Below are 23,720 nucleotides of genomic sequence, written 5' to 3' on the forward strand. Positions count from 1 at the left end.
CGATCTTCAACAATTCGGCACACGGAGCCACGCCGGATGAGCCGGTCTCGGCCTGCTACCCGACCAGAGGGCCGGCGTGTTCGAGCCAGCTGCGCAACCAGGCCGCCGTGTGGTCGTCGGAGGCGGCGGCGTCCTCGAGGAGCCGGCCGAGCACCTCGCCGACGGTCGGGCTATGCGGCTGGTCGGCGAGAGCCTGGACGGCAGCACCCGGCTCCGATTCGCAACCGAAACGATCTCGCACGAAGTCGAACAGGCGCGCCCATGCCTGTTTGCCGGCTTCGTCGGCAGCGCCGCTCGCCAGCGGAACCACGGTGGCCGCGACCAAGCCGGCCGTGATTGGTTCTATCGACACCTCCGGTGCCTCTGCTGATTCCGACGGAGACCGTTGGCGGTCGGAGACGGGTAGCGGCTGCTGGCGGCGGGCGCGCTCGGCGGCGAGGTGATCCGCCCGGCGGGACGGCATGCCGGGAAAGGGCGCCTCGGGGAACGGGGGAAGGTCTACCGGCGTCTTCCCGATCCCACGCGGGTAGCGGGGTTTGTTCAGCAGCCAGCGCAGTACGAGCGTCGCCTGGGGATCGTTCACGGTGCGGCGCTGGATGCGGGACAGATCAGCCGGGACCGGCGCGTCCATGCCGCCGGGCAGTACGACGATGAGCACCTTGCGCTGGAAAACGGCCTGGTCTGTGTCGAACAGGCCGTGCAGCGCATCGCACTCCCGAACCGCCCCCGCGCCTTCGTTCGCCGGGTTGCGGCCCGACCAGCGGTCCCATAGGGGCGCACTGCTGATCATGATGACGGTGTCCGCCCAGGACACTCGGTCCGGTCCCCAGCGGGTGAAGTCGATCGTCCGGTCCTCGCTGTGAAAGAGGTCGATCTCCACCTCGATGCCTTCGACTCGGTCGAGCGTGCGGGCAAAGGCGAGCACCGCCGCCCGGTAGCGGGCCTGTTTCTGGGCGCTCCAGCGCCGGTCGCGGTGCGCCCACACGATAAAGACCCGGTGCGGCATCGTACTCATCGCCAGATCGGTGTGGTCACGGCGGCGCGCAGGGCCTCCGGGTCGTCGTCGGCGACAGCCGCCGCCGCGGCCCGCGACAGCGTCCACGGATGGTCCGGCCCGTAGAGCGCCGCGCTGCTGTCCGCCGCCTCCCGGAGTAGGACACCGGCGTCGACGGCCCCGGCCAGGGCCGCCAGGCGGCCGATGTTCGTCCGCCAGCAGATCTCCTCGCCAGCGGAGGGTTCGACGACATCGTCCGCGAGCAGGTGCCGCAGACGGTCCGCCTCCCAGCCCGGCCGGGCCGAATCCACCGGTGGCTGACCGTGCTGCCGGAGATCCTCGGCAAACCCACCGCCCCCCGGCCGGGACACAGAGTCCAGCATGGTCAGCAGGACACGCCCGGCGTCGGTCCGCAGCGGGCGTGGGCGGCGGGCGGCGTCCCGACGCAGCAATGCGAGGCGGGCGCTGGACAACAACGTCAGCGGGTGACCGGGGCCGAGAGACCGGACGGAGTAACGGACGGCCTTCGCTGCGGATGCGATGTCGTCCGGCTCGACGGTGTCCGGCTCGGCCAGGCGCCAGGCGGCGAGGGCGTCCCGGGCCATCGCGGCATAGGCGGTGTCCGCGCCGAAGAGCCGTTCCACCGCCGCGGCCAGCTCTCGGATCGTCTCCGGCGGCTGTGCCGCGAGGCCGGTGAGCCACGCCGCCCGCAGCCGGTGGACGATGGCCCAGACGGATTCGGGCCCGTTCTCTGCCCGGCAAGCTGCCAGATCGAGGAGGACGGCTTGGTGGGCGGCCCGCCGGTCACCCCGGGCCAGCTGCAACTCGGCCAGGGCCAGCCGCCGGATCAGGGTCTCCCGGTCCTCGTGTCCGAGCCGGTCCCGCAGGGTCTGCCAGGAACCGTGAACCAGGGCGAACCCCTCGTCGGTGTCACCGAGGTCGTAGGTCACCAGCCCGAGGTTGCACTGGGCGATCGCAACGTCAGTGCTCTGCGCCGCCGAGCGGTCCAGCAGCCAGTGCAGCCCGCCGTTCAGCCGGTCCCGTGCGGACCGCAGCCGCCAGGTCAGATGCTCGGTACGCGCCAAATTGTTGTCGATGTTGTTAAGCACCCCGGCACCCTGCGACTTCTTCCGTGCCAGGTCCGCAGCGGCGCTGAACTCCGCCACGCCCTGCTCGTAGCGGCCGGTGTCGAGCAGCAGTAGCGCGCGGTCGTTGAGCAGTTCGGCGTACTTGCTCTCGCCGCCGCCGCCGGGGAAGGACAGCAGATGACGGATCGCCGCGTCGTACACCTTCGCGGACTCCGGGAACCTCTCCCGCAGTTGGAGGATGAAGCCGAGGTTGTCCCCGATCTCCAACCGGATCATCGCCGACCTGGGGACGGCGTCCGCGTCGACGGCTCCGCGGGTTCGACGGGGAAGGAGCGTCAAAGCCCGGCGAGCGTACGCCTCGGCCTCGGCCAGATCCACATCTGTGAGCAGCGAGTCGGTCTCGTTGAGCCACCGCGCGGCCGATGTCCTCGCATCGGCGCCCGCGACGTGGCCAAGCCGGTCCGCAGGCACCACCATCGCCGGGTCGAGGTCGTCGAATGCGTCGACCACCTCGGCGGACACTCCGGGCACGGCCGCCGCAGCGACCTCGTCGCCGTGCATCGCCAGCGCCAGTAGAGCGACCCGGTAGGCACCGCGGGCGGCGCCACGCTCGTGCAGGTATGCCCGGGGCAGCCAGAGCGCGTGATTTGCCAGACCACGCAACCGGTCGGTGGCGACACTGCCCGGGCGTTGCCGGGATCCGTCGAGGACAAGGTGACAGGCCGCCACGGCGACCGCTGACAACGCCATGGTGCGCGACCACAGATCGGCGTCGTTGACGTCCTCGTCGTCCAGCAGCCGCCCGGCGACGGCGGCAACCATCAGTGCGACCTGGGCGGTGTCCGGACCGGCCTCGTCGCGGACCGCACCGGCCAGCAGCGGATGGACCAGAAACGTCTCCTCGTCGGCGCCGGTCCGGATCAATGACTGGGCCCGCAGCTCGGTGACGGCGGCGTCACGACGTTCAGTGTCGGCGCACACTGCGACGGCGGGGTTGTCGCCGTAGTCCCGGCCCAGTCCGGACAGCAGCTCACCGGAGACCGGGGCTGGCTGGGCGCAGGACAGGATGCCTAGCAGCGCCAGCGCATCCGGATGACTGACGCGCAGAGCCGCCAGGCGGATCCGCCAGGCCTGTTCGAGAGCGGCCGCCCCGGCGACGGGCGCGTCGACGTGACGGTCCAGCCAACCGCGCAGTGATAACCCGTCGACGACAGCGGCCGCCGCCTGCTCGAGCGCCAGCGGGAAGCCGCCGAGCCGGCGGGTGACCTCGGCGGCCAGCCGCTCGTCTTCGGCGCCGGTACGGGCCAGCAGGAACTCGATGCCGTCCGACTCGGACAGCGGCTCCAGTTCGACCGTGGCGGCTTCGGCGCGCCAGCGGACCGACGGCGAGGTGACGAGCACGTGGACACCCGGCATCGAGGGCAGCGCGGCCGCAAACGCCGTCGGCTCCGGGGCGTCGTCCACCACGATCAGAGCCGGCCGTCGTTCGCCGAGCGCCTCCCAGAGGTCGTCCGGATTGGCGCCGTCGATGCCTAGGCGTTCGGTGAGCAGGGCGATCGAGGAACGCCAAGTGGTGGAGTTTGTCGCGGATAGCCAGCCGACGACGGTGTAGCCGTCCGCCAGGTGTCGACACATCCGTACCGCCAGGGAACTCTTGCCCATCCCGGAGCCGGCCACCAGCGCGACCCGGATTGCTGCGGTCCGGTCGGCGAGCAGCTGCGCGAGCCTATCGACCACGTCGTGGCGGGTGCGGTCCTCGGCAGGGTTACCGCGCCCGGGGACGGCGACGACCCTGCCCCGGACGGCCGGCGTCGCAGCCGACGCCTGCCGCGCGAGGTCCGCCGTCCGGGGCCAGCTCGCCAGCACCCGGTCGGAGCGCTGCACGGCGGACGCGAGAACGGCGGGGTCTTCGATGCGGACCGTCAACAGGCCGGCCACATCGGCAGGCCGCGGCACGCGCAACCGGCGCAGGCGGGCGTGCACCTGCCGCCGGCGTTCCGCCGTCGCGCCGGCGCCGTGCATCGCGGCGAGCACCGTACGGGCACGGGTGTGCCGATCGCCGCGGATCACCTCGGCGGCGAACCGGTCACTGTCAGGAGTGACCGCGGCCCTGCGGGCCAGCGTCCGCAGAGCAGCGAGCAACTCGTGCTGCCCGGCGGACGAGTCCCGAGGGAGCACGAGCACCGTGCAGTCCTCCGGCCGCCCAGGATCGAGCAGCGCGGCGATCTCCGCTGCCACCCCGTCGCGCAAACAGCGGGCCAGCATCCGCCCGCCGCCCGCCGTCGCGTCGATCCGCACCTGTACATCCGCGCCGGACGGCTCGATCCTGACTAGCGCGGGCGGCGCGGCCATTCCCAGCACCGGTATACCGGCCGTCACTCCGGCGACCGCCACTCGTATCAGCTTCCCCGCGTTCTCCGCATCCACGTCGGCCCCTTTGCACGCGCAGAACATGACCACTGACCGCGATGGCCGGTTCCGCCACCGGGGTTGCTGGAGGAGAATGTATCGACAACTCATCGTATCGGGGGCTGCCGATGACCGGGTCCACCGATAACTTCATGGACGGTACTGCCCACATCGTCGTTCAGGCAGGTAGCGTACGCGGCGGAGTCCACATCAAGGCGTCGCCCGAGCAGCCGCTACCGCTCCCTCGTCAGCTGCCGGCCAGGCCGTGGCTGCTGGTTGGCCGGGACGACGAGGCCGCCGCACTGGACGATGTCATCCGCGCAGGTGATCTCTTCCTGGCGGCGGTCGACGGTCCCGGGGGAATCGGGAAGACGACGCTCGTACTGGAGTGGGCATATCGGCGCCTGGACCGTTTCCCGGACGGGCAGCTGTTCGCCGACCTCGGTGGGTTCGGCACGGGCGAGCCGGGCCCGCCGCCGCTCACGGTGCTCCGCGGCTTCCTGGCCGCCTTCGGCGTTCCGGCCAGCGCGGTCCCCACCGACACCGGTGCGGCATCGGCGCTGTTCCGCAGCCTGCTCGCCGGCAGACGTATCCTCATCGTCCTCGACAACGCCGCCTCCGCGGCACAGGTCGTTCCGTTGCTGCCTGCGGCAGCGCCCGCCGCGGTCGTCGTGACCAGCCGCCACCACCTAGCTGGCCTGGGCGCCGGGCGGGTCCGCCGGATCCGGCTCGGTGTCCTGGACCGGGCCGGATCGGCCGCGCTGCTCACCGAGAACCTCGACGAGTCAGCGGCTGCCGTCGAACCGGCCGCCCTCGACGTCCTGATCGACCACTGCGGCGGCCTGCCGCTGGCCCTGTCGATTGTCGCCGCCCGAGCGTCCCGGCATCCCGGGCACCCTCTGTCCAAGATGATTGACGAACTCGGTGCGGCAGAGGCGCACCTGAGCGGCTTCGACGCGGGCACGGAATCCATGCGCCTACAGTCCGTCTTCTCCTGGTCGACCTCCCGCCTCACTTCGCCGCAGGCCCGAGCATTCCGGCTAGTCGGCACGGCGCCGGTCGCCCCGCTCGGGCAGCACGCCGCCGCGAGCCTGCTAGGTCTTGAGCCGCGGCGGGCCACGGTGCTGCTGAACGAACTGGAGAGAGCGAACCTGCTGGAGGAGCCCACCCCGCGCCGCTATCTGATGCACGCCCTGCTGCGGCGGCACGCGGGGGAACTCACCGAGGCAGACGAACCGACGGCGGACGGAGTGGCCGCCGTGCGACGACTGACCGACTTCTACTTGGGCACCGCCTACCAGGCAGACCGGCTGCTGTTCCCCTACCGCACACCGGTGAGGCTGGACCATCCGGCACCCAGGGTCAGCAAGGAGCTGCTCACCGACGAGTCCGCAGCCCTGGCCTGGTTCAGCACCGAGTACGACCAACTGCTCGCTATCCACCGGCATGCCGAACAGCTCGGCTGGTGGCGCCACGTCTGGCTGCTGGCTCGCCTGCTCGACACCTACCAACACCGCTGGGCGCTGCTGCGCGACAACGTGGACACCTCACGCCGGGGCGCCGCCGCCGCCCACGCCCTGGCCGACCGATATGCGATCTCCCTGGCGGAGCGGCAGCTCGGCCGGGCGCTCACCCATGCACAGCGTTACGATGACGCGCGCCGTCACCTGAACCTGGCCCTGCAGGCCGCCGACGACCGTGACGACACGCTCGCCGTGGCGCACACCCGGCACGACATGGCGCGCCTGTCGTCACTCGTCGGCGAGCACGATGCCGCCCTGCGCCACGCCCGCGAGGCGTTGCGCCTCTACCGCGACTGCGGCGACCCGGTCGGCGAGGCCCATGCACTGAACCGGGCGGCCCGCCAGCTCGCCGAACTGGGCGATCATCAGGCGGCTCGAACGACCGCCCAGCAGGCGCTCGCCCTGCACGAACGGAACAGAGACCCGGCCGGTTCCGCGGTCACCCTCGACAACCTGGGCCACATCGCCCGCCTCCTAGGGCAGCCGGACGAGGCAATCGAGTACTACTCGCGCGCGCTCGCGAACGGCGCGGCCAACCCGTACCTCGAAGCCGCCATGGTCGAACATCTCGGTGACGCCCACGCCGCCGCGGGCGACGACCAGCGTGCGGGCTTCGCCTGGCAGCATGCGCTGACGCTCTACGAGGCGCAGTTCCGCACAGCGGAGGCCCGTCGCGTCTCCACCCGAATCCTGGGGCTGGGCGGCCCGTAAGGCCGACCGCCCTTCGACGACCTGGCCGTCGTAGCCATTTGGTCAACCACCAAGCGGGCCGAACCGCGCGGTGCGGCGCTTGCCGCAATACCCATCGTCATCGAGGTGCAGCTCGTCGGCGCTCTCGGCGAGGTGCCTGCAGTCGTCTGCTACACCGCCTTGACGGTCCTCCTCACGCTCATCAGCCTCGCCGCCCAGACCCGCGGCTGACGGATGCTCGGCACAGCTACCATCGGACTCGATCAGCCAGCCCGCGACCTCCAGGCCGAGGCCGTCCAGGCGGGTTGGGTGGTCAGGTCGGGGCAGGGGAAGGTGGGAGCGTCACTTCGACTCTCCCCCATCGCGCGGCCCGCCAGCCCGCTCAGATCGGTCAACGGCGCACCCGGTAGCGCAGGTGCAGCACCCGGTTGCCCTGAATCACCACGTCGGGATCCTCCAGCAGGTGCTGCGCGTGGACCGACCCGAAGTAGCGCTTGCCGGACCCGAACACCACGGGTACGACGTCCATGCGCACCTCGTCGACCAGGCCCGCGGCGAGCACCTGGCCGCCGACGTCGCCAGCGGCGACCTCGACGATGCGGTCACCCGCGAGCTCCTGCGCCTTGGCCACGGCTGCCTTGACGCCGTCGACGAAGTGAAACGGCGCCTCCGGGTCCCAGCGCTCGGGCTTCGGCCGGTGCGTCACGACGACCACGTGGTCGATCCCGCTCGGAGGCTTCCCGTCCCAGCCGTCCGTCATGTCGAAGACGTGGCGGCCGACGATCGTCACACCGATCTGGTCCCAGTACTGCCGGGTGTAATCGTAGGACGTCTGTGACACCTTCAACGCGCCGCTGGAGTCCAACGGGACGTCACCGCTGGTCAACCAGTCGAACAGCGGTCCGGGCTGGTCGTTCTCGTCCGCGATGAAGCCGTCCACCGACACCGAGCTGTACATGACTACTTTGCCCACGGGCGCGCTCCTCTGCTTGGGGATGCCCTCAGGTTAGAGTTCCGCGGGCTGTCGCTCTTGTAAGGAATCAATCGGTCGGTAGCGGCCAGCCGTCCAGCACGTGACCGGGATGTTCGCGCAGGAATCGCCGCCTGACTTCGACGTACCGGGTCGGTGTGAGCCCGGTGAAGGCCCGGAACTCGTGGCCGAAGTGGGCCTGGTCGAAGTAGCCGGCGCCACCGGCGAGGTCGGCCCAGTCGATCGGTTCGGCGGGGTTGATGGAGAGCACGGTGGCGGCGAAGCGGTAGGTGCGGGCCAGCCGCTTCGGCGTGACGCCGATGAGCTCCTTGTACCGCTGTGCCAGGTGAGTGCTGCTGACACCGGCGGAAACCCTCAGGTCGTCGATCGCCACCGCTCCGCTGGTCGCGGCGATGATGCGGCTCGTGTGGCAGACCAGCCCCAGGCCGGCCGCGTCGCCCAGCCGTCGCATCAGCTCCTCCTCGAGCAGCCTCAGCATCTCGTGAGGTCCCTCGGCCGTGGCCAGCCGGTCTCGCAGCTCAGCAACGGCGGGTCGGCCCCAGACCTGCTCGATCGTCACCGGCCGGTCACACAGCTCCGCTGCGGGCATCGGCAGGAACGGTGCCGGCCCCCACGGCTTGAAGTGCACGCCGACGGACCGGGTCCGGGGTGGGTAGCCGAACTCGAACGCGCGGGTGGGCGTGGTGACCACGCAGCCGTCGGCGTACTCGGCCGTCCCGACGTCGGTGCCGGCACGAATGCGAAACGGTGCTCCGAGGTTGACGATGAGGAACGCCGCCGGACTTGCCGGCAGCGTCAGCCGGGCGTACGGCGGCTCACCCTCCAGGTAGTAAAGGTCGTCGATCAGCCCGTCCAGCGGCGGTCGCGGCACTCTGGACACGTACTCCACGACGACAGTATCGCCGACCTGGCCCCAGCAGGACCGCGGCGGCGCGGAGGGTCAGCCCGGGGGGACGGTGCGGCACACGTCACCACGCCGCCAGGGGTGAGACGAGTTCGCTATCCGCAGTGGATGGCATTCGAGGCCGTGACCGGGATCGAACCGGCGTACGCGGTTTTGCAGACCGCTCCCTCACCACTCGGGCACACGACCAGGCAGAAGCGCCCGCGGAGGGAATCGAACCCCCGACACCCAGCTCCGGAAGCTGGTGCTCTGTCCCCTGAGCTACGCGGGCATGCGTGGGAGTGGAGAGATTCGAACTCCCTGAGCGCGAACGCACCGGGTTTACAGCCCGGCCCACCTCACCATCGGTGGCGCACTCCCATGAGGGTGCCTGACCGGATTCGAACCGGCGACCTCCCGGACCACAACCGGGCGCGCTACCGCTGCGCCACAGGCACCATGCTTCTAGTTGCCCTACCGACTGGGCGACGCCGGAATGGTCGCGCGTGCGGGACTCGAACCCGCTTCACCAGCTTGAAAGGCTAGGGGCCTACCCATAACCGAACGCGCGGCTGCGTACCCCGAGCTGGTGTCGAACCAGCGACGCCCGCTTCGCGAGAGCGGTGGTCTGTCCGTTCAGCTAGCGGGGCAATTTGGTACGCCGCCGGAGGATCGAACTCCGGTCCCCGGATTAAGAGTCCGGTGCCAAGCCACTCAGCTAGCGGCGCATGACAGTGAGGGAGGCAGTCGAACCCGAAGGCCTTGCGACCCTGTCCGCCGTCGAGGTGGGCGCGCTGCCAAGCCGCGCCATATCCCGATGCGTGCCCCCGGCGCGATTCGAACGCGCGACCCCCAGATCCGTAATCTGGTGCTCTGTCCGCTGAGCCACGGGGGCATGGTGTCGTCGGAGGGAGTTGAACCCACGATCTCTGCGTTATCAGCGCAGTGCCTTAACCAGCTTGGCCACGACGACGTGGCGGAGAGGGAGGGATTCGAACCCTCGGCGGTGTTACCCGCTCCGCGTTAGCAACGCGGTGCCATCGGCCGGACTAGGCGACCTCTCCATGGCGCTGACGACGGGACTCGAACCCGCGACCGCCTCGCTGACAACGAGGTGCTCAAGCCGCTGAGCTACGCCAGCATGGGACCGGCTTGCAGCCGGTGAGTGGAATCGAGCGGAGTCGAACCCCTACGCCTCTCGGCACACGGGTCTGAGCGGTGTGTCCACCTGGGTTCCACCACGAGCGCGTGGTGCCGACGCCCGGTGTTGATCCGGGGGCCTTCCGGTCATGAGCCGGATGCTCTGCCGTTGAGCTACGTCGGCTTGAGCGGTCGGCGGGCACCGACCCCGCTTCTTCGGTTTGGAAGACCGACGTGTCCGCCAAGTTCACCACGACCGCATGGCATTTTTCCTGCGTAGGCCGTACGGGGCTCGAACCCGTAACCTCCTGGCTGAGAACCAGGTGAGCTGCCAGCTTGCTCCAACGGCCCATGGAGCCGGCGGGATCGCGGTCACGCGCCCACGATCGCCGCCAGCATGCCCTCCCCCGACTCGACCCCATGGTCCGGGACCGGGGTGTCGAACCCCGTGTCTCTCGCTCCCAAAGCGAGCGGGTCAGCCGTCTCCCTCGTCCCGGAGGTAGTGCCCCCGACCGGCCCACGCAGGCGCCGGCCGGGGTATTGCTCATGCCATCCACTGTGGAATTGAGAATCTGCGACGTCGCCGGCCGAGGCCGGGACGAGAAGCAGGGGCGGCAGGACTCGAACCTGCAACCTTCGGTTTTGGAGACCGGTGCTCCACCAGTTGAGCTACGCCCCTATGAAGTTGTTCCAGTAACGAGAAAGCCGCCCTATCCCGGTCGGGGTGGGCGGCTTCGCAGCTTGCGCTGGCGCTATCCGCGCCGCCACCCCGGCTTCCAGTTCTGCTCACTCGCGCACAGATCGTGGGCTCGCCCAATCGAGGGCAGCACGACACCGCCGCGCGGCATGAACCGCGTGGTTTCGGCGTAGGCGTACTGCGACACGGGGAGCTCCTTGGGTTGGTCGGGACGGCCTTGCTCATTCAAGGTAGGCGCTGCGCCAATCGGATGGCAATGGATATTCCCAGCTGGCGAAGGTTCATCCCCTTCGCCCGCTCGATGTTGCCCTGCCGATTCGGGTCACTCCTGAGGCGCGATCAGCCGGTCGTCGGTGGTGTCGTGGACCGTGATCGCCTCCACCGGGCACGAGTCGGCGGCGTCGAGGATGACGTCGGCCGGGGCGACCACGTCGGCCAGCGGTGCGGACAGGCCGTCGACCAGGCGGAAGTGCTCGGGCGCGGTACCGGCGCAGATGCTCGTGCCGATGCACCGGCTCGAGTCCACCCCGATCCGCCAGGCGGTGCTCACCAGGCCACCGGCATGCCGAGCAGGCCCCGCACCAACATGCCCCGCTTCCACTCCAGCTCGGCTTCCGGTACGGCGAGCCGCAATCCGGGCAGGCGTGTCACGAGGGTGGAGACGGCGACCTGCAACTCCATGCGGGCCAACTGCGCACCGACGCAGTGGTGTACGCCGTGCCCAAAGCCCAGGTGCGGGTTCTGCTCGCGCTCGAGATCCAGCCGGTCCGGGTCGGCGAAGACGGTACCGTCCCGATTCGCCGACGACAGTGAGCCGAGGACCGGTTCACCGGCCCGGACCAGCACCCCGCCGACCTCGACGTCCTCCTTGGCGTACCGGGCGAAGGAGGAGCCGACGCCGAGCGGCACGTACCGCAGCAGTTCCTCGACCGCGGTCGGCACCAGCGACGGGTCGGCCCGTAGCCGAGCGAGCTGGTCCGGATTGTGCAGCAGGACGTAGACGAAGTTGGGGATCTGGGTCACCGTGGTCTCGTGGCCGGCCGCGAGCAGCCCTCCGGCAAGCTCCACCAGCTCGGTCTCGCTGAGCCGATCCTGATTCTCGTCGCGGGCCCGCACCAACGCGCCGAGCAGGTCGTCGATCCCGGGCTCGCGGCGGCGTTCGGCGACCAGACCACCGATGTAGCCCCAGAGATTGTTCAGGTACTCCTGGATCGTCTCCATGGGCAGGGAGGTGGTCGAGACGATCGCCTCGGACCAGATGTGGAAGCGGTCGCGGTCGGCGTACGGGACGCCGAGCAGCTCGCAGATCACCTGGATCGGCAGCGGCGTGGCGACGTGCTCCACCAGGTCGGCCGGAGGACCGAGGCGGACCATGTTGTCGACCAGTACGTCGGCGATCTCCTGGGTTCGGGGGCGCAGCGCCTCTACCCGACGTGCCGTGAACGCCTTCGCCACCAGCCGGCGCAGCCGGGTGTGATCGGGCGGGTCCATGGTCAGCATGCCGCTGTACTGCTGGCGCGGGGTGAGCCGGGGCTCGTCGCGCTGGACGGCCGGGGCGCGGCCGAACCGCACGTCGCCGAGGACCGTACGGACGTCCTCGTACCGGGTGGCCAACCACGCCTCCTCGCCGTAGGGGAGCTTCACCCGGGTCATCGGCTCGTTCTCGCGCAGCTCGCCGTAGGTCGGGTCGACGACGAGGCGGTCGGGCACACTGAAGGGGTACGGCCGCGCGGGCGGAACGCTTCGGCTCTCGGTGGTCTGCGCGCTCTCCGTCATCCGGATTCCCTTCGTCGAGACGGCGTGATCCTCAGGCCGGCACCACGTTCGTGGCGGCGCCGGATTGCCAGCGTCCAGGGCTTGCGGACAGCACACATCAACTCTCAGTGATCCTTCGATGTCGGATCGTAGCGAGAGATGTCGATGATCGCCATGGAGGCTGGGCCGCCGGGGTGCGGCAGCAGAGCCGCACCCCGGCAGGGGCACCCCTCGGGACTGACATCACGACCACGTGTGTCGAGAGCTCCCGAGCCACCCGGGCCTCAGATCAGCAGCCGAGCCGCTTGCTCGAAAGGGCGATGTCGTCAATCCAGAGGTCAAACTCGCCCGGTGTCGTGCCTCCCTGGTAAAGCTGCCAGCCGATCTTCACCGTGTCGACCGTCGGCAGGACGAAGGGAACATCGTTGCCACCGTGGTCACTCGTGGAGGCCGTCAGCTCCGGGTTCGCCACGCCGTCGATCCACACCGCGACGCGGTTGTCCGCCGCGTCGATCTTCCACTCGAAGCACTGCCAGGTGTCCTCAACGACCGGGGCGGACTCCCGCCAGTTCGTCCAGTCGCCCGTCGGACCGCCGTCGGCGCCGATCCCCCAGAAGGTTCCGGGGACCGTGGGCGCGTACTGCCCACCAATCGGACGGACGACCTCCGCGCTGCCGGTGCCGGTCGCTTCCACCAGCGTGAAGTGGGCCCAGTCCGGGGCGGTGGGGAAGGCGTCGACGCGCAGACGCATCCGGCCGTAGAAGCGGTTGCCCGGCGCGGCGAAGTCGTCGACGCGCAGGAAGGCGCGTCCGTTGTCGATGGTGTGGATGTGCAGCACCTGGTTGCCGCGGCGGGCACGTTCGACGGTGAGCGTGCCGTGGCGGGTGTCGACGCCCCAGTTCAACGTGCTGGGCCCGCCGGGAGGCAGTCGCTCGAAGTCCTCACAGAAGAGCAGACCGCGGGGGCATGAGGGCGGGGACGCCCCGGACGCGCCGGCTGGAACGCTGCCGACTGCGGCGCCGAGGATCAGGGCGGCGCTGAACACCGCGAGAAGTCTGCGCATTGTCATCCTCCGAGACGGCTGGCTCGCAGCACAGGGGCCGGGCCAGCAGGAACTTTCCGGCCATGCGACGCTGAGGCGCCCCCGCTCGCGCCGCTGCGGCGCGGTTGCCCTCCACGCTGCGGCGATCCGAGCTATTCCGGCACCACCGCATCAACTCCATTACATTGATCGACGTCATTGTATGTGATGAGGTTGACTTCGGTCGGCCGGCAGTGGAATTGCCTTCCGGCGTTGACTCGGAGCCAGGAAAGCGTAACGCTGTGGAAGCGCTCCCATCGTCGAGCTCCTCTGCGAAAGGAATGCTCGTGCGTCCCACCACAGCCCTACTTCCGGTCGTGCTCGCCACGGCCCTCGGCGGTCTGGCCCTGCCGGAGCCCGCCCTGGCCGCGGCCGGCCCGGCGCTGGCCGTGGACATCACCGCCGCCCGGCACCAGATCAGCCCGTACGTCTACGGCATGAACTTCGCCGACCAGGCCCTCGCCCGCGACCTGCGGCTGCCGGTGCACCGCTACGGCGGCAACGCCACCACCCGCTACAACTTCCGTGCCGACACCACCAACCGTGCGTCGGACTGGTACTTCGAGAACATCCCCAACGACAACCCGAGCCCGGCCGACCTCCCGGAGGGCTCGGAGACCGACCGGTTCGTGCAGGAGAACAAGGCCACCGGCGCCGCCACGGTCATGACAATGCCGATGCTCGGCTGGATCGCCAAGGACCGGTCGCGCGCGTGTGGCTTCAGCGTCGCCACGTACGGCCCCCAGCAGTCCACCGACCCCTGGGCACCGGACTGCGGCAACGGCAACAAGCCGGACGGGTCACCGGTCACCGGCAACGATCCGCAGGACACCAGCGTGGCCGTCGGTCCGGAGTACGCCACCGACTTCGTCAACCATCTCAAGGGACAGTTCGGCGCCGCCGCCGACGGCGGGGTCCAGTTCTACAACCTGGACAACGAGCCGGACCTGTGGCACTCCACCCACCGCGACGTCCGCCCGACCGGGCTGGGCTACGACGAGCTACGCGACCGCACCTACGAGTACGCCGCGGCGATCAAGGCTGCCGACCCCGGCGCGAAGACGCTCGGTCCCGTCGGCTGGGGCCTGAACTCGATCCTCTATTCGGGCCTCGACCAGGACACCTGCTCGCGCACCGGCTGCTGGTCGAACCCGCCGGACAAGGCCGCGCACGGCGGCCAGGACCTCGGCCCGTGGTACCTGGACCGGATGCGCGAGTACGAGCAGCAGCACGGCACACGCATCCTCGACTACTTCGACGTCCACCTCTACCCGCAGCAGTCCGGCGTATTGGGCGAGGCCGCCGGCGACGCCGACACCCAGGCGCTGCGACTGCGCTCGACCCGCCAGCTCTGGGACCCGACCTACGTGGACGAGAGCTGGATCAACAGTCCGGTCCGGTACATCCCGCGCCTGCGCGAGCTGGTCGACCAGCACTACCCGGGCACGAAGATCGCGATGACCGAGTACAACTGGGGCGGCCACGGGTCGCTCAACGGCGCGCTCGCCCAGGCTGACGTACTCGGCATCTTCGGCCGCGAAGGGCTCGACCTGGCCACCCTCTGGACCGCACCCGAGGCCGACCAGCCGGTGGCCAATGCCTTCCGCGTCTACCGCAACTACGACGGCAAGGGCGGCGCGTTCGGCGAAACCTCCGTCCAGGCGACCAGCGCCGACCAGGGCAGGCTGGCCGTGTACGCCGCCGAGCGGAGCGCCGACAAAGCGCTCACCCTGATCGTCATCAACAAGACCGGCGACGACCTGACCAGCCCGATCGCCCTTACCGGCGCCTCCGCCAGCACCGCTGAGGTCTACCGTTACAGCGGGGCGGACCTCGCCGGCGTTGTCCGGGAGGCCGACCAGCCGGTGACCACCGGCGGCCTCACGACCACCTTCCCGGCCAACTCGATCACCCACCTGGTGCTGCCGCGCGACACCACGCCCGGCGACACCCAGGCGCCGACCGCCCCGGGCAGGCCGACCGCCGGCACGATCACCGGTGACAGTGTCGCGCTGGCCTGGACGCCGTCCACCGACGACACCGCCGTCACCGGCTACGACGTGCACCGGGTCGACACCACCGGCACCGTGAAGGTGGGCAACGCCACCGGCACCACGTACACCGTGGCCGGGCTGACGCCGGACACCCCGTACACCTTCGTGGTAACCGCCCGCGACGCGGCGGGCAACGTCTCGGCGGCCTCCCCCGGCCTGACCGTACGGACCGCGCCCACCGCCCCGACCCTCGGCTGCACGGTCAGCTACACGGCGAACAGTTGGCCGGGCGGCTTCACCGCGACCGTGACGCTCAAGAACACCGGTACCACCGCGATCGACGGCTGGAAGCTCGCCTTTGACTTCCCCACCACCGGCCAGAAGGTCGGCCAGGGCTGGTCGGCCACCTGGAAACAGAACGGAACGAGCGTCACCGCGGACAGCATGAGTTGGAACGGCAAACTCGCCCCCAGTGCGTCCACCAGCACCGGCTTCAACGGCACGTGGAGCGGCACCAATCCGGTGCCAACCGCCTTCAACCTCAACGGTCAACGCTGCGGGTGACCTGAGAGACCCCACTCCGTGCCACACCGGCGGAGCAGACCGGAGGGGGCCGGGGCGCAGCGGCACCCCGGCCCCTCACTCTCGAGCGGCCGTCCGGGCCAGGCCAGTGGCCACGTCGGGCGGGCTGCGCCTACAGGGCCGCCGTGGTCTTGCTCAGGAAACTGGCGAGTTGGCCATAGTCGACGTCCTGCCCTTCCGTGATGTCGACAGTTTTGCGTTCACCGTTTCCCATCGACCGCAGGAATCCCTTGACCTCGGGGATGTCCGTCGCGTTGAAGACCATGAACGAGACCTTGGACTTGGCTACCGCGATGACGGCAGCGTAATGGCCGTTCTTCAAGTAGTGCGGCTTACCGTACTGAAGCCGCTCCTCGACACCTGGAACAGTTTCGTCGATCATGGCACGCAGTTTTTCGCATACGTCGATCTGCCACGGCTGCGTCTTGTTGATGTACTCGGTGACGTCGTCGTTCACTGTCATCCCCTTCATGGCGTTCAGTGAATATCGCGCGTGTGGTGGACGAGGGCGCAGTGCCGCCGCGGCGCTTCGTGGAAACCATCGCGATCATTGTGCCGCAACCAACCCTTCTCGCCGGCCTGACTCCACGCCAAGATCAGCTGGTCGTGCCGATGCCGATCAAGCGCAATTCCGCGCCACACGGTCGCTGGCAACTCTCGGCAGCTCAGTGTCTGACCACTGGCGCTTCACGATCGGGTCGCAGCATGCGGTGGTGCAGGCGCGCCGCCGCCTCCTGGTCGGTGATCTGACGTAGTGCGAGCCAGGCGGCCCCGATCGCCGGGTCCCCGGCGGTCTCGGCCGGGCCGGCAAGGGTGGCCAGGACTGCCGTTCGTACGGGCGTGGTGTTGGTCAGGAGGCTGCCGGCGAGCACGACGGGGCCGTCCGGTGGGCCCAACTCGCCGAGCGTGGCGACCAGTCGAGCAGCGGCCTCGGTGGTCAGCCGCTCGGCGAGGGCATCGCCGGCCGTGGCGTGGGCGCACACCAGGGGTGCCAGCGCGGCGAATGCCGCGGGTTGCTGGCGGCCGGCCCACTGCACGAGTTCGTCGCAGGTGGTCACGCCGACCTGCGCAGCGATCGTGGCCGCCAGCCCGGCGTCCACTGTGGCGCCTGACCAGGCCCGGGCGATCGAACGTACCGCCTGCAGGCCCAGCCACATGCCCGAGCCTTCGTCCCCCAGCAGCCAACCGAGGCCGTCGACGGTGCGGCTGACGCGCCGGTCGTCGATCCGGGCGGCGACCGCGCCGGTGCCGGCGATGAGCACGGCTCCCGAGGGCGCCGACGTGCCTGCCGCGAAGGCCGTCACCGCGTCGCCGACCAGGGCGACGGGGCAGGTCAGGCCGCATTGGGCCCACTCGACGGTGAAGGCGCCCGTGATCCCTGGATCCGTGATGACGCCCGCACCGGCGATGCCTGCGACGCCGCTGCGCACGGATGCAGGGTCGTGCTCCCCCAGGGCTTCGCGCACCGCCGCGCCGATCGAGCGAGCAGCTGCCGTCCCCGCAGCCGTCGGGTTGCCCGGACCCGCGGCGCCGCGCCCCACCACGGTGCCGTCCCGGGTGGCCACGACCGCCCGGGACGCCGTGCCTCCGGCGTCGACACCCAGTACCAGAACCATGCACGAAATCGAAGCATAGAAATTTTATATTGACTAGACGTCGATGTGGTCGTAATTTTCATGCTCATAGTCAGTCAATGAAAAGGATGATCAGTGACGGGTGAGAGTGGTGGGCTGTTGGTGCGGCTCCGGATGGAGGGGCCGACCATGCCGGAGGCCCTGGCGAAGATCGCCGAGGCCATCCTCGACGATCCGGAGACGGCGGCGCACGCCAGCATCGTCGACCTGGCCGAACGATCCGGGACCTCCACCGCGACGGTCACCCGCTTCAGCCGGGCACTCGGCTTCAAGGGGTACGCCAACCTGCGCGTGGCCGTCGCGACCGAGACCGGCCGCGCCGAGCAGGCACGCTGGGAGACCGACATCTCCGGGGACATCGCGCCGGAGGACCCGATCGGCGGAGTCCTCGACGTGATCACCGCCGCGGACACCAGGGCCATCCAGGCGACCGCGTCCGGCCTGGACACGACCGCTGTCGAACGGGTAGCGGCCGCGATCGCCACCGCCGGCCGAGTGGAGATCTTCGGGCTCGGCAGCAGCGGCACCGCCGGCAGCGAGATGGCGTTCCGGCTCGAGCGGATCCGCGTGCCGGTACGGTACCGCGCCGACACGCACACCGCCCTCACCAACGCCGCACTGCTCGGGCCGGGCGACGTCGCGATCAGCCTGTCGCACTCCGGTCGAACCCGAGAGGCGATCGAGATGCTGGCCGAGGCCGCCGATCATGGCGCGCTGACCGTAGCGGTCACCTCGTACGCCCGCTCACCACTGGCCGAGGTCGCCGATGTCGTCTTCACCACCTCGGTGCACGAGACCACGTTCCGGCTCGCAGCGCTCTCCGCGCTGCACTCGCAGTTGCTGATCCTCGACCTCATCTACGTCGCCGTCGCACAGCGGACCTACGAGCGCACCACGGAAGCTCTCGAACTCACCGTACGGGCTGTCGACGCACACCGAATGCCGGACACCAATGCGAACCGCAGGCGAGCACGGAAGGAAAGGCCGCTGTGACGATCACAAGCGCTGACTATGTCGAGGTCATCACCAAGACCATCGAACGTGTCGGGACCACCCAGGGCGACCGGGTGGCGCGGGCCGCCGATCTGCTGACCGCGACACTGCAGGCCGGCGGGGTGATCCAGGCGTTCGGCTGTGGACACTCCGAGGCACTCGCCATGGAGATCGCCGGTCGGGCCGGCGGCCTCGTACCCACCAACAAGATCGCCCTACGCGACATCGTCCTGTACGGCGGCGAACCCACGAGCGTTCTCAGTGACCCGCAACTCGAGCGCACTCCCGATGTCGCCCACCGCCTCTACGCGCTCGCCCCGATCAAGCCCGACGACGCGTTCGTCATCGCCTCGAACTCCGGCGTCAACGGCGCGGTCGTGGAGATGGCACAGCTGGTGAAACAGCGCGGACACGCGCTGATCGCGATCACCTCGGTCGAGCACTCCGCCCGGGTCGAGTCGCGGCACGACAGCGGGCTCAAGCTCGCCGACCTCGCCGACGTCGTGCTCGACAACGGCGCACCGTACGGCGACGCGTCCCTCGACTACGGCGCCGGCGCGGTCGGGGCCGTCTCGTCGATCACCGCGGCACTGCTGGCCCAGCAGATCGTCACCGAGGTGGTGGCACGGCTGTTGGCGCTCAACGTCACCCCGCCGGTCTATCTGTCCGACAACGTGCCGGGCGGGCGGGAGCACAACAAACTCATCGAAGCGCGGTACGCCGGGCGCATCCGGCGTACCGCATAGGGAAAAGGCCCAGCTGATGAACCATTCACCCCTGTCCGGACCGAACCCCACAAGACGAACCGTGCTGCGCGCGGCGGTGACCGCCGGTGTCACACTGCCCCTGCTGAGCGCCTGCGTGACCGGTGGTAGCGAGGACCAGGACCGAGCCGCCGGAAACACCGGCGCCAAGAGCGCCGACAACCCGCTGGGCGTCAAGGCGGACGCACCGCTCGAGGTGGTGATCTTCAAGGGCGGTTACGGCGACGAGTACGCCAAGCGCGCCGAGACGCTCTACACCCGGAAGTACGCGGGCGCGAAGATCGACCATCAGGGCATCCAGAAGATCGGCGAGGCGTTGCAGCCTCGATTCGTCGCGAACACCCCGCCGGACGTCGTGGACAACACCGGTGCCAGCCGCCTCGATATCGCGACGCTGGTCTCCGCCAAGCAGGTCACTGATCTCACCGAACTGCTCGACGCTCCCGCCTTCGACGACCCGGCCAGGACGGTGCGCGACACGCTGCTGCCCGGCGTCGTCGACGACGGCACGTTCGACGCGGTCCCGCTGACGCTCAACTTCACCTACACCGTCTGGGGTCTCTGGTATTCCAAGCCGCTCTTCGCGGCGAAGGGCTGGACCTTCCCGACGACCTGGGACGACATGCTCGCGCTCTGCGCGACCATCAAGGCGGCCGGCATCGCGCCCTGGACCTACCAGGGCAAGTACCCGGAGTACATCAACGACCCGCTGCTCGGCATGGCCGCCAAGACCGGCGGACCGGCGCTGATCAAGGCCGTCGACAACCTCGAGCCGAACGCGTGGAAGGCGCCGGGGCTGATCGGCGCGGCCGAGGCGTTCGCCGAGCTGGCCGGCAAGGGTTACCTCATGTCCGGCTCCGAGGCGCTGTCGCACACCGAGGCGCAGGCCGCCTGGTCGCAGGGTAAGGCAGCGATCATTCCGTGCGGGTCCTGGCTGGAGAGTGAGCAGAAGGGTGTCACGCCCGCGAATTTCGACATGGTCATGGCACCGGTGCCCGCACGGACGACGGCGGACGCCCTGAAGCACACCGCGGTGCAGGCGGCGAGCAGCGAATCGTTCCTGGTGCCGGCGAAGGCCAAGAATCCCGCCGGCGGTATGGAGTATCTACGGATCCTGTTCTCCAAGCAGTCAGCGAAGGCGTTCGCCGAGACCGCCGGCACCCTGCCCGCCGTGGCCGGGGCCACCGACGGCCTCACCCTGAGCAGCGGCCTCGGTTCGGTGCGCGACGTGGTGCAGGCGGCCGGCACCGAGACCTTCACCTACCGCTTCCGCACCTGGTACGCCCCACTGGCCAAGGCCGTCGACGACGCCACCGGCGAGCTGGTGAACAGGCGGATCACCGCCAGGCAGTGGTCCGACCGGATCCAGAAGGCGGCCGACGGGCTGGCCAAGGACTCCACGGTGAAGAAGTACACCCGCTGATGAGACACGGTCGGTGGCGGTTTCTGGCGGGCGCGCTGGTGCCCGCGCTGGTGCTGCACGCCGTGTTCGTGCTGTCGCCGTACGCGCAGGCCTTCTACCTGTCGCTGACCGACTGGACCGGCGTCGCCGGCGAGGCGCGTTTCGTCGGGGCGGGCAACTACGCCCGCCTCGGCGGCGACTCCCTGTTCCTGCACGCGGTCCGGAACAACGCGGTGATGCTGGTCGTGGTGCCACTGGTGACCATCGGCATCGGATTGTTCCTGGCGAGCATGATGCACCTCGGCGGCCGCGGTGGACGACGGGGAATCGCGGGCTCCGGCGCGTACCAGATCGTCTACTTCTTTCCGCAGTTGTTGTCCCTGGTGGTCATCGCGGTGCTGTGGGGGTTCGTCTACAACCCCAACAACGGGCTGCTGAACGGGGCGCTGCGGTCGGTCGGCCTGGAGGGGTGGACCCGGAGTTGGCTCGCGTCGCCGTCCCTGGCGCTGATCGCGGTGATGGCGGTCCTGGTCTGGTCGTCGGTGGGCTTCTACGTGGTGCTGTTCAGCGCGGCGATCGACAGCATTCCCCGGGAGCTGTTCGAAGCGGCGTTGCTCGACGGCGCCGGCGGCTGGGCGACCTTCCGCACCGTGACGTTTCCGCTGATGCGAGAGAGCGTGCACGTCGCGTTCGTGTACCTGGGCATAGCCGCACTGGACGCCTTCGCCGTCGTCCAGGTGATGACCGTCGGGCCCGGCGGACCGGACGGCGCGACCGAGGTGATCGGGCTGTCGCTCTACCGCAACGCCTTCCAGTACGGGAAGTTCGGCTACGCCTCAGCCATGGGAGTCGCGCTGTTCTTCGCCACGCTGACCCTGGCCGTGCTGGCACTGCGATCGGGCCGCAGGGAGAGGCTGGAGCTGGCATGACGGTGACACGTGAGCGAGCGGCGGCGGGCGCGGGCAGCCCCGCCCCGGTACGTCGCGGTCGGCGCTCCGGAACCGCTTTCCCGGTGCACCTCGCCATGCTGGCCTGGGCCGTCGTCACCGCGCTCCCCCTGCTCTGGGCGGTGGTCAGTTCCTTCAAGACCGACGACGAGATCCTCAACGAACCGTGGTCTTTGCCCGCCGCGCCGCAGTTCGACAACTGGTCCCGGGCATGGACCCAGGCCAGCATCGGTCGCTACTTCCTCAACAGCGTCGTCGTCGTGGGTGGCGCGCTCGTGCTGACCATGCTGTTGGGCTCGCTGGTCGCCTACGCCCTGGCGCGCTACGAGTTCCGCGGCAACCGGTTCATCTACTACACCTTCGTCGCGGCGATGTTCTTCCCCGTGTTCCTGGCACTGGTGCCACTGTTCTTCGTCGTCCAGCAGCTGGGGCTGCTGGGCACGTACCACGGTCTGGTCCTGGTCTACGCGGCGTACGCCGTACCCTTCACGGTCTTCTTCCTGCACGCGTTCTTCCGCACGCTGCCCGGCGAGGTGGCGGAGGCGGCCTTCATCGACGGTTGCTCGCACGGCGGGGTGTTCTTCCGCGTCATGCTGCCGATGGCCCGGCCGGGCCTGGTGGCGGTCGGCATCTTCAATTTCCTCGGGCTCTGGAACCAGTACCTGCTGCCACTGGTTCTCAACCCCGACCCGGACCGGTACGTCCTGGCACAGGGTCTGGCCGCCCTGTCGGTCAGCCAGGGGTATCGCAGCGACTGGAGCGGCCTGTTCGCCGGTTTGACCATCGCCATGCTGCCGGTGCTCGTCGCCTACGTCGCGTTCCAACGGCACATCCGCGCCGGTATGACCGCTGGCGCGGTCAAGTAGGTCCCCTTTCCACCCCCACCCATCGGAGGACCCGGCTCATGTCCATCGACAAACGTAGATCAATAGGGTTCGCGGGAGTAGCGGCCCTGCTCGGCACGCTTGCAGTTTTCGCCAGCGCACCGAGCGCCTCCGCCGCCGAATGCGGCTACCTGTTCGACGACTTCTCCTACACATCGTCGAGCGACAGCTCCCTGACCGCGCACGGCTGGACCCCGCGCAGCTACGCCGGCGGTCCGGGCGTGCCCGGGGCGACCTGGTCACCGAACAGCATCACCTTCCCCACCGTCAGCGGCCAGAAGGTCATGCAGCTCACCGCCTCGACCGACGGCACCGGCGCCGGCACCAACCAGGCCGAGCTCTACAGCACCCAGAAGCGCTACCTCGAGGGCACCTACGCCAGCCGGGTGCGCTTCACCGACACCCCCACCAGTGGGAACGACGGCGACCACATCAACCAGACGTTCTTCACGATCAGTCCGTTGAACGGTGACCTCGACCCGACCTACAGCGAGCTGGACATCTCCGAGTACCTGCCCAACGGCGGGTGGGGCGAGACCGGCCCGATCAACTATCAGACCACCTGGTACACCTACCGCAACGACCCCTGGTACGCGGACAACATGCACTCGGAGCAGCGCAGCAGTCTCAACGGCTGGCACGACCTGGTGGCAACCGTCGCGAACGGACACGTCATCTACTACATCGACGGCGTCCAGGTGGGCGACCACTCGGGCAAGTTCTACCCGCGGCAGACCATGACGATCAACTGGAACCTCTGGTTCATCGACACGGCGGCCCACACCGGCGGACTGAGCACCTACATCCAGCAGGTCGACTGGGTGTTGTTCGCGAAGAACCAGGTCCTGACCCCGGCGCAGGTGACGTCGAAGACGACGGCGTACCGGTCGGCGGGCAGCGCGTTCGCGGACACTGTCGCCACGACGGGCACCTGCTCAACCCCGACGAACCCACCCACCACGCCGCCGACGATCCCGCCCACCACGCCCCCAACCACCACGCCCCCGCCGGCCGCAAACTGCTCGACCGCGCCGGAGTGGGCCTTCGGCACGGCCTACACCGGTGGCCAGACGGTGAAGCACGAGAAGAGCAGGTACGGCGACCCGAGCGGTCCGCCGTCGGGTGACGGCAAGCACCTGTGGCGGGCACGCCACTGGACACAGGGGTCCGAGCCAGGCTGGACCCAGCAGTGGGAAGATCTCGGCCGCTGCTGAGCGGCAGCTGAACGAGGGTACGGACGGCCGCCCGCCAGGCACGGCGAGCGGCCGT

Annotated in this window: 17 protein-coding genes and 15 tRNA genes; 8 read left to right on the forward strand and 24 right to left on the reverse strand. The window is 69.5% G+C overall.

The annotated features are described in order from the left end of the window. Positions 1-55: 55 nt before the first annotated feature. Together ABTW72_RS02545 and ABTW72_RS02550 are read right to left on the reverse strand one after the other, a co-directional pair. Positions 56-1,015 carry a Het-E N-terminal domain-containing protein gene (locus tag ABTW72_RS02545; RefSeq protein ID WP_350853289.1) on the reverse strand — a complete coding sequence of 320 codons (960 nt, stop codon included), beginning with the start codon at positions 1,013-1,015 and terminating at the stop codon, positions 56-58. Beyond that, positions 1,012-4,380, reverse strand: a complete 3,369-nt coding sequence (locus tag ABTW72_RS02550) for a hypothetical protein (RefSeq protein WP_350853292.1) — start codon at positions 4,378-4,380, stop codon at positions 1,012-1,014. The genes ABTW72_RS02545 and ABTW72_RS02550 overlap by 4 nt, the downstream gene beginning before the upstream one ends. Positions 4,381-4,619: 239 nt before the next feature. Here ABTW72_RS02550 and ABTW72_RS02555 point away from each other — a divergent pair, with 239 nt between their 5' ends. Further along, a complete protein-coding gene (locus tag ABTW72_RS02555) occupies positions 4,620-6,725 on the forward strand; it encodes a tetratricopeptide repeat protein (protein ID WP_350853294.1) in 2,106 nt (701 codons plus the stop codon). 370 nt (positions 6,726-7,095) lie between these two features. Here the strand turns inward: ABTW72_RS02555 and ABTW72_RS02560 are convergent, their stop codons facing one another. The 20 genes from ABTW72_RS02560 to ABTW72_RS02655 all read right to left on the reverse strand — a co-directional run bounded on the left by ABTW72_RS02560 (position 7,096) and on the right by ABTW72_RS02655 (position 13,233). After that, the gene (locus ABTW72_RS02560) at positions 7,096-7,677 is read right to left on the reverse strand and encodes a dihydrofolate reductase family protein (RefSeq protein ID WP_350853297.1); all 582 of its coding nucleotides are present in this window, start codon (positions 7,675-7,677) and stop codon (positions 7,096-7,098) included. Positions 7,678-7,744: 67 nt separating this feature from the next. Beyond that, the gene (locus ABTW72_RS02565) at positions 7,745-8,584 is read right to left on the reverse strand and encodes a helix-turn-helix domain-containing protein (protein WP_350853299.1); all 840 of its coding nucleotides are present in this window, start codon (positions 8,582-8,584) and stop codon (positions 7,745-7,747) included. Positions 8,585-8,717: 133 nt separating this feature from the next. Continuing rightward, positions 8,718-8,788: transfer RNA gene (locus ABTW72_RS02570), tRNA-Cys, on the reverse strand. Positions 8,789-8,797: 9 nt separating this feature from the next. Then, positions 8,798-8,870 (reverse strand) — tRNA-Arg (locus tag ABTW72_RS02575). Between the two features lie 5 nt (positions 8,871-8,875). Next, positions 8,876-8,959: transfer RNA gene (locus tag ABTW72_RS02580), tRNA-Tyr, on the reverse strand. A 5-nt stretch (positions 8,960-8,964) separates the two neighbouring features. Further along, positions 8,965-9,036 (reverse strand) — tRNA-His (locus tag ABTW72_RS02585). A 39-nt stretch (positions 9,037-9,075) separates the two neighbouring features. Beyond that, positions 9,076-9,149, reverse strand: a tRNA-Glu gene (locus ABTW72_RS02590). An 83-nt stretch (positions 9,150-9,232) separates the two neighbouring features. Further along, positions 9,233-9,306 (reverse strand) — tRNA-Lys (locus ABTW72_RS02595). A 94-nt stretch (positions 9,307-9,400) separates the two neighbouring features. Beyond that, positions 9,401-9,473: transfer RNA gene (locus ABTW72_RS02600), tRNA-Arg, on the reverse strand. A gap of 1 nt (position 9,474) precedes the next feature. Next, a tRNA-Ile gene (locus ABTW72_RS02605) sits at positions 9,475-9,551 on the reverse strand. 1 nt (position 9,552) lies between these two features. After that, a tRNA-Ser gene (locus tag ABTW72_RS02610) sits at positions 9,553-9,642 on the reverse strand. Position 9,643: 1 nt separating this feature from the next. Further along, positions 9,644-9,719 (reverse strand) — tRNA-Asp (locus ABTW72_RS02615). Between the two features lie 108 nt (positions 9,720-9,827). Then, positions 9,828-9,902: transfer RNA gene (locus ABTW72_RS02620), tRNA-Met, on the reverse strand. 3 nt (positions 9,903-9,905) lie between these two features. Next, positions 9,906-9,978: transfer RNA gene (locus tag ABTW72_RS02625), tRNA-Gly, on the reverse strand. Between the two features lie 17 nt (positions 9,979-9,995). Continuing rightward, positions 9,996-10,069: transfer RNA gene (locus tag ABTW72_RS02630), tRNA-Glu, on the reverse strand. Positions 10,070-10,139: 70 nt separating this feature from the next. Continuing rightward, a tRNA-Pro gene (locus ABTW72_RS02635) sits at positions 10,140-10,215 on the reverse strand. Between the two features lie 109 nt (positions 10,216-10,324). Then, positions 10,325-10,397 (reverse strand) — tRNA-Trp (locus tag ABTW72_RS02640). Between the two features lie 340 nt (positions 10,398-10,737). Next, complete coding sequence (locus tag ABTW72_RS02645; protein ID WP_091404755.1) at positions 10,738-10,965, reverse strand: ferredoxin; 228 nt, start codon at positions 10,963-10,965, stop codon at positions 10,738-10,740. After that, positions 10,962-12,191, reverse strand: a complete 1,230-nt coding sequence (locus tag ABTW72_RS02650; RefSeq protein ID WP_350853302.1) for a cytochrome P450 — start codon at positions 12,189-12,191, stop codon at positions 10,962-10,964. Before ABTW72_RS02650 ends, ABTW72_RS02645 begins: the two co-directional genes overlap by 4 nt. Before the next feature lie 268 nt (positions 12,192-12,459). After that, a complete protein-coding gene (locus ABTW72_RS02655; protein ID WP_350853305.1) occupies positions 12,460-13,233 on the reverse strand; it encodes a hypothetical protein in 774 nt (257 codons plus the stop codon). A gap of 299 nt (positions 13,234-13,532) precedes the next feature. On the opposite strand from ABTW72_RS02655, the gene ABTW72_RS02660 reads away from it, so the two are divergent. Continuing rightward, positions 13,533-15,809: a glycoside hydrolase family 44 protein gene (locus ABTW72_RS02660; RefSeq protein WP_350853307.1), complete on the forward strand. Its 2,277-nt coding sequence runs from the start codon at positions 13,533-13,535 to the stop codon at positions 15,807-15,809. Positions 15,810-15,939: 130 nt separating this feature from the next. Here ABTW72_RS02660 and ABTW72_RS02665 read toward each other — a convergent pair whose 3' ends face one another. Together ABTW72_RS02665 and ABTW72_RS02670 are read right to left on the reverse strand one after the other, a co-directional pair. Continuing rightward, the gene (locus ABTW72_RS02665; protein ID WP_112583326.1) at positions 15,940-16,284 is read right to left on the reverse strand and encodes a DUF1801 domain-containing protein; all 345 of its coding nucleotides are present in this window, start codon (positions 16,282-16,284) and stop codon (positions 15,940-15,942) included. Positions 16,285-16,492: 208 nt separating this feature from the next. Continuing rightward, complete coding sequence (locus tag ABTW72_RS02670; RefSeq protein ID WP_350853310.1) at positions 16,493-17,443, reverse strand: N-acetylglucosamine kinase; 951 nt, start codon at positions 17,441-17,443, stop codon at positions 16,493-16,495. A gap of 93 nt (positions 17,444-17,536) precedes the next feature. On the opposite strand from ABTW72_RS02670, the gene ABTW72_RS02675 reads away from it, so the two are divergent. Genes ABTW72_RS02675 through ABTW72_RS02700 form a run of 6 tightly spaced genes read left to right on the forward strand, consistent with a single transcriptional unit; the run spans position 17,537 to position 23,665 of the window. Next, positions 17,537-18,454 (forward strand): MurR/RpiR family transcriptional regulator, encoded by a 918-nt coding sequence (locus tag ABTW72_RS02675; protein WP_350853313.1) that lies wholly within the window; start codon positions 17,537-17,539, stop codon positions 18,452-18,454. Next, on the forward strand, positions 18,451-19,200 hold the full coding sequence (locus ABTW72_RS02680; protein WP_350853316.1) for a sugar isomerase domain-containing protein: 750 nt from the start codon (positions 18,451-18,453) through the stop codon (positions 19,198-19,200). Before ABTW72_RS02675 ends, ABTW72_RS02680 begins: the two co-directional genes overlap by 4 nt. Before the next feature lie 16 nt (positions 19,201-19,216). Beyond that, entirely contained in the window at positions 19,217-20,641 is a 1,425-nt protein-coding gene (gene ngcE, locus ABTW72_RS02685) for an N-acetylglucosamine/diacetylchitobiose ABC transporter substrate-binding protein (protein WP_350853319.1), read from the forward strand. After that, positions 20,641-21,549 (forward strand): carbohydrate ABC transporter permease, encoded by a 909-nt coding sequence (locus ABTW72_RS02690; RefSeq protein ID WP_350853321.1) that lies wholly within the window; start codon positions 20,641-20,643, stop codon positions 21,547-21,549. Before ngcE ends, ABTW72_RS02690 begins: the two co-directional genes overlap by 1 nt. Next, on the forward strand, positions 21,546-22,433 hold the full coding sequence (locus ABTW72_RS02695) for a carbohydrate ABC transporter permease (protein WP_502892139.1): 888 nt from the start codon (positions 21,546-21,548) through the stop codon (positions 22,431-22,433). The genes ABTW72_RS02690 and ABTW72_RS02695 overlap by 4 nt, the downstream gene beginning before the upstream one ends. 38 nt (positions 22,434-22,471) lie before the next feature. Next, the gene (locus ABTW72_RS02700) at positions 22,472-23,665 is read left to right on the forward strand and encodes a glycosyl hydrolase (protein WP_350853324.1); all 1,194 of its coding nucleotides are present in this window, start codon (positions 22,472-22,474) and stop codon (positions 23,663-23,665) included. Positions 23,666-23,720: the final 55 nt, after the last annotated feature.

This window comes from Micromonospora sp. NPDC127501 (assembly GCF_040302185.1).
In the GTDB taxonomy this organism is placed as follows: Bacteria; Actinomycetota; Actinomycetes; order Mycobacteriales; family Micromonosporaceae; genus Micromonospora.